Raw genomic sequence first — 5,176 nt, forward strand, 5'->3', positions numbered from 1 at the left:
AGGCCCTCGAAAAAGTGGCGCGGCTGGCAGGATTCGAACCCACGACCCCTTGGTTCGTAGCCAAGTACTCTATCCAACTGAGCTACAGCCGCACGCAGAAGCGGAAGTATAGCAGAGTCGTATAAAAAGGGAAGCCTTATTCGCGAATTTGGTGCCATGGCCTTGGCCGGCCGCCCTTCGTGTACCCTTGGGGGATCAGTCATCCACGTTGAATCTGCATCATGAACAAGGCGTTTGTCAAAGAGTCGGACGGTGACGACGACGATCTCGACCAGGCTCAACCCGCGATTCCGGCGGGTGCGAAAAACTACATCACGCCGGCCGGCCACAAGCGGCTGCGGGACGAGCTGCTGAACCTGATCGACGTCGAGCGCCCCGAGGTCGTGCGGCTCGTGTCGTGGGCCGCATCGAACGGCGACCGGTCGGAGAACGGCGACTACATCTACGGCAAGCGGCGGCTTCGGGAGATCGATCGCCGCATCCGCTTCCTGACGAAGCGACTCGACCTCGCCGAAGTCGTCGACGCGAGCCGGCAGGAGAATGTCGACCAGGTGTTCTTCGGCGCGACGGTCGATTACGAGACGCCGGACGGCGAGGATCACACGGTGACGATCGTCGGGATCGACGAGGTCGACCTCGATCGCGGCTGCGTCAGCTGGATTTCGCCCGTCGCGCGTGCGCTGATCAAGGCGAAGATCGGCGACACCGTCACGCTGATGACGCCGGCCGGCCCGCAGCCGATCGACATACTCGACGTCCGGTATCCGGCGCGGGGCGACGCCTGAGCGTATCGGTCCGATGCAGCCAAGAAAAAGCGCCCCGATGTGGGCGCTTTTTTATTCGCGCGTACGTTGCGTTGGCGTTGGCGCTGCCGGTTGCTCAGAAGCGATGGCGCAGGCCGGCGGTCACCGCGATCTGCTTGTTGGTCGACGAAGCGCCACCGAGGCCATTGACATAGGCGCCGATGCCCAGGCCGTCCGTGCTGACTCGCTGATACACGCCTTGCACATACACGTCGGTCCGCTTGGACAGCGCATAGTCGGTCTGCAGGTTGAACTGATTCCAGCCCGGATGACGGCCGTCCAGGAAGCCGGCGGTGTACGTGTACGACCCGGCCAGCGACAAGGCCGGCGTGAGCGCGTAGCGCGCGTTCACTTCGTAGTTGTTGAAGCGGGCGAACGTGCCGTCGAGACCCAGGCCGCTCGACACGCCCGAGGCGCCCGCGGAGATGCCGAGCGCCCGGTTCACCCGCGTTTGCGTGAATACGAAGCCGGCCGTTGCGGGGCCGAACGTGTAGTTCAGGCCGCCGCCGAACACGCGCTGACGCTTGCCGACGAACGTGTTGTCGCCTGCCACCGCACCGGCGCTGTTGGTGACCGCAGCTGCCGTGAGGCCCGAGATGTCATTGTTCAACTGCAGGTAGCCGGCGCCGATGTTGAAGCCGGCGTAGGTGTACGACACCCCCGCGCTGTATGCGCGGTTGTTCGAGAACTGGTTGCTGTTCGAGAAGCCGTACAACGCGCCGAACTTCAGGCCGCCGAAATTGACGCTCGTATATTTGACCGAGTTATTGATCCGGAACGAATTGTTCAGGTTGTCGTTGTCGAACGGGTGGGCAAATTGGGTGCCGCCGAATTGCGTGCCGGTCAGCGACAGCGGCCCGATGTAATCGACGACGCTATCGTATTGGCGACCGAGGGTGACGGAGCCAAACTGGTCTTGCGACAGGCCGACGAACGCCTGGCGGCCAAACTCGCGGCCATTTTGGCCCAGCGTGCCGTTGGCGATGTTGAAGCCGTTCTCCAACACGAAGATGGCTTTCAGTCCGCCGCCGAGATCTTCCGTGCCGCGCAGGCCCCAGCGGCTGCCGTTGATCTGGCCGCTGCGTTCCGACCATGAGCTATGCCCGCCCTGATTGTTCGTGTAGGTGATGCCTGCATCGATCAGGCCGTACAGCGTAACGCTGCTTTGAGCATGGGCTGCGGTAACGAATACACCCGACAACGCGGTGACGATCAGGGTTTTTTTCATGGATCTGTCTCCAAACAGGATGATGTCGATCGAACCTGCGGCGGACTGGCCGTGTTTTGCTTGACGCTGTAGCCGGCCCGGCAGAGCGGCGGTGCGCTTATCAGAAATCCATCCGCAGTGTACGGAGGGTGCGAAGCGGGCGCGGCTCACACTTTAAGAAATAGTGTATTTTGGAATCCGCAAAAATTGAAAAAAACGCGGAAACCATTGCCCGGTAAGGGTTTGCGGCAGTGCGGCGAAGGGAAATAGCGATCAGGAGTACGTAACGGGCGTTGCGCGTGTGCGACAGACGGTCAGCAGCGGACAGGAGCGGCTATAGCGCGATTATTGACACATCGGCAATAGAGGTTTGTGTGGAGCATGGATAATGAAAGGTGGTTCTCTCGCTATACTGCGATCTCTGCTTTCCGAAGCAGACTTTTTCGTTGACGGAAAAGATCTCCAAACCTTTGTCGGCGCGACTTCCCAGTCGCGCTTTTTTTTTGCCCCGCTGCCCGGTGCGCTTACCGCGTGTACGAGCGGCGCTTGCGCTTGCCCGCGGGCGCGGCATCTTCTGCTTCGACCGGCGGCGGCGTGTAGGTCCAGTCTTCCATCACGTAGTGACGGGCATCCAGGGGCGATGCGAGCAGGTTCTGCCAGTGATCGCCGTGCCACGTCATATCGAATTCGGTGTCGCACGGCGCTTCGCGCGCGGACTCGGCCAGGGCGCGGGACTTGCGACGTACGCGTCCGAGCCGGCTCGCGAAGCGCTTGATTCCGTCCAGCCACATGACCCTCTCCTTCCTTTCGGCGTTGATTCAGGATCGCAACGTCCCCGGATTTCCGCAACCCGGAAAAAACCCGAGGATTTTACCGGGTCGATTTGTCCCCGGTAGGAATTTCACGGCCCGCATTATTAACGATCCGGTCCCGGTAATATTGACAGGTTTTTGATGCGAATCAATTAATCAAAGGCGATGGTGTGCCGATTCCAGTGGTATTAGCATCTTTTCGATAAAAGAGCCGCCAAAAATTTTCTTGACGCACCCGGATTGTCCAATTTATAAAGTCAGCACTCCGTCCTCGGGCGGCGTGCTGGTGCGGGTGCCGGCGCAATGTTTCGGGTTTCGGGTAACGGCTATAAAAATAGCTTTTTTGATCTTATCGAGTGGGGAACGAAGACATGGATACCGGTATCGTGAAATGGTTTAACGATGCTAAAGGCTTTGGTTTTATTACGTCGGACAATGGCGGTGAAGATTTGTTTGCGCACTTTTCCGAAATCCGGATGGACGGCTTCAAGACGCTGAAGGAAAACCAGCGTGTCTCGTTCGACGTCAAAGTCGGGCCGAAAGGCAAGCAGGCAGCGAATATCCAGGCGGTCTGACGCGCCACGCATTGCCGATCACGTCCGGCCCCCGCATCGCGGGGGCTTTTTGCTTTCCGGGGACGGAACGACCCGGTCCGGGCTGGTCGCGAGTGCGCCTGCCGGTGCATACTCACGGAAGCATCGTTTCCCAGTCTTTTCATGTCCGATTCCCGTCCGTCCGATCCCGCCAGCGAACAGCCGCTCGTCTTCGTCGACCTTGAAACCACCGGCGGCTCGCTCGCCGATCACCGCATCACCGAAATCGGCGTGGTCGAAATCGGGCCGCTCGGCGTATCGACGTGGACGAGCCTCGTCAATCCGGGGCAGGCGATTCCGCCGTTCATCCAGCAACTGACGGGCATTTCGGACGCGATGGTGCGTGACGCGCCGACGTTCGCGTCGCTCGCGCCGGCACTGTTCGAGCGGCTCGACGGCAAGCTGTTCGTCGCGCACAACGCGAGCTTCGACCGCGGCTTCCTGCGCGCTGAATTCGAGCGCGCGGGGCTGGCCTTCAATCCCGATGTGCTCTGTACGGTGCGGCTGTCGCGCGCGCTGTTTCCGCGCGAATCGCGGCATGGGCTGGACGCGTTGATCGAACGGCATGGGCTCGTTCCGGCCGCGCGCCATCGCGCGCTGGCCGATGCCGACCTGCTCTGGCAGTTCTGGCGCCAGTTGCACGACATCGTGCCGCTCGAGCGGCTGCGCGAGCAGATCGCGCGGACGACGCGCCATTTCCGTCTGGGCGGCGATCTCACCGAGGCCTGGCTGGATACAGCGCCGGCAGGGTGCGGCGCGTATGCGCTGTTCGGGGAGCGTGACGAAGCGCTGTATGTCGGCCGCAGTGTGCGCGTGCGGCAGCGGCTGCGTGCGCTGCTGACCGGCGAGCGCCGCTCGTCGAAGGAAATGCGGCTCGCGCAGCAGGTGCGGCGCGTCGAATGGCGCGAGACCGGCAACGAGCTGGGGGCGATGCTCGCCGAAGCGCAATGGATCGCGCGGTTGCGCCCGTCGTACAACCGGCGCCCCGCAGCCGACGCCGTCCGCGCGGGCGGGGCGCCCTGGCCGTTCGAAGGCGCCGTCGCGTTCGAGGCGAGCGGCGAGCGCCGCCTGTTTCACGTGATCGACGGCTGGTGCTATCTCGGTTCGGCGGAGTCGCTCGATGCGGCCGCGCGGCTCGTGGCCGACGCGACGGACGGCACGTTCGAACCGTTCACCCATCGCCTGCTGCAGACGCATCTCGCGCGCGGCCTGCAAGTGATTCCGCTCGTGGCGCTCACGCCGGCGGATTGAGCGCCGCAGGCCTCCGTCACTGCACCCGCGTCAGCCGATCGCGCTGGCCCCGCCGGCGGAGCAGACGTGCGACAGCGCGGTATCGAGCGCCTGCGTCTGCGTGGAGTCGTAGCGCGTGAGCGTCTTCCAGTTCGCGATGCTGCGCGCGAGCCGCGCCTGGCAATCAGGCGCCTCGCGAAGCGGGGCGACCTGCGCGAGACCGGAGAGCATCTTCTGCGTCAGCCGGTCGAGTGCCGGCCGCGTGCTGGTGGCGAGATCGGGCGGCGCGCCTTCCGGCGGCCGCGTCGTGCGCCAGGTCGCGAACAGTGCGTTCTGCACGTCCTTGCTTGCCGTGATCTGATCCTCGAAGAACGTTCGGGCGAACGCGGGATCGACGCCGGCCTGGACGGCACGTTTTTTCGACCTCGGTGAGCAGGGCCGCTTCGCGCGGCCGGTCCTCGATGGCCTTGTGATTCGCCCATTTCCATCGCGCCACGGGTTCGGCGAGCGCGAGGCGCTGCGACGCGAGCG

At 63.1% G+C, this 5,176-nt stretch carries 5 protein-coding genes, 1 tRNA gene and 1 pseudogene; 3 read left to right on the plus strand and 4 right to left on the minus strand.

The annotated features are described in order from the left end of the window. Positions 1 to 15 precede the first annotated feature (15 nt). Positions 16 to 92, minus strand: a tRNA-Arg gene (locus tag JMF90_RS23100). Positions 93 to 221: 129 nt separating this feature from the next. Here JMF90_RS23100 and greB point away from each other — a divergent pair. Continuing rightward, positions 222 to 785: a transcription elongation factor GreB gene (gene greB / locus JMF90_RS23105; RefSeq protein WP_006476618.1), complete on the plus strand. Its 564-nt coding sequence runs from the start codon at positions 222 to 224 to the stop codon at positions 783 to 785. A gap of 94 nt (positions 786 to 879) precedes the next feature. Here greB and JMF90_RS23110 read toward each other — a convergent pair whose 3' ends face one another. Together JMF90_RS23110 and JMF90_RS23115 are read right to left on the minus strand one after the other, a co-directional pair. Beyond that, positions 880 to 2,031, minus strand: a complete 1,152-nt coding sequence (locus tag JMF90_RS23110; protein WP_012328103.1) for a porin — start codon at positions 2,029 to 2,031, stop codon at positions 880 to 882. A gap of 503 nt (positions 2,032 to 2,534) precedes the next feature. Then, positions 2,535 to 2,801, minus strand: coding sequence for a hypothetical protein (locus tag JMF90_RS23115; RefSeq protein WP_011544851.1), 267 nt, complete (start codon positions 2,799 to 2,801; stop codon positions 2,535 to 2,537). Between the two features lie 392 nt (positions 2,802 to 3,193). On the opposite strand from JMF90_RS23115, the gene JMF90_RS23120 reads away from it, so the two are divergent. Together JMF90_RS23120 and JMF90_RS23125 are read left to right on the plus strand one after the other, a co-directional pair. Next, positions 3,194 to 3,397 (plus strand): cold-shock protein, encoded by a 204-nt coding sequence (locus JMF90_RS23120; RefSeq protein WP_006476615.1) that lies wholly within the window; start codon positions 3,194 to 3,196, stop codon positions 3,395 to 3,397. A gap of 141 nt (positions 3,398 to 3,538) precedes the next feature. After that, positions 3,539 to 4,666, plus strand: a complete 1,128-nt coding sequence (locus JMF90_RS23125; RefSeq protein ID WP_006476614.1) for an exonuclease domain-containing protein — start codon at positions 3,539 to 3,541, stop codon at positions 4,664 to 4,666. Between the two features lie 30 nt (positions 4,667 to 4,696). Here the strand turns inward: JMF90_RS23125 and JMF90_RS23130 are convergent. Next, positions 4,697 to 5,176 (minus strand): annotated as a pseudogene (locus JMF90_RS23130) (chorismate mutase); the annotation flags it as partial.

This window comes from Burkholderia sp. E168m23 (assembly GCF_016586125.1).
In the GTDB taxonomy this organism is placed as follows: domain Bacteria; phylum Pseudomonadota; class Gammaproteobacteria; order Burkholderiales; family Burkholderiaceae; genus Burkholderia; species Burkholderia orbicola.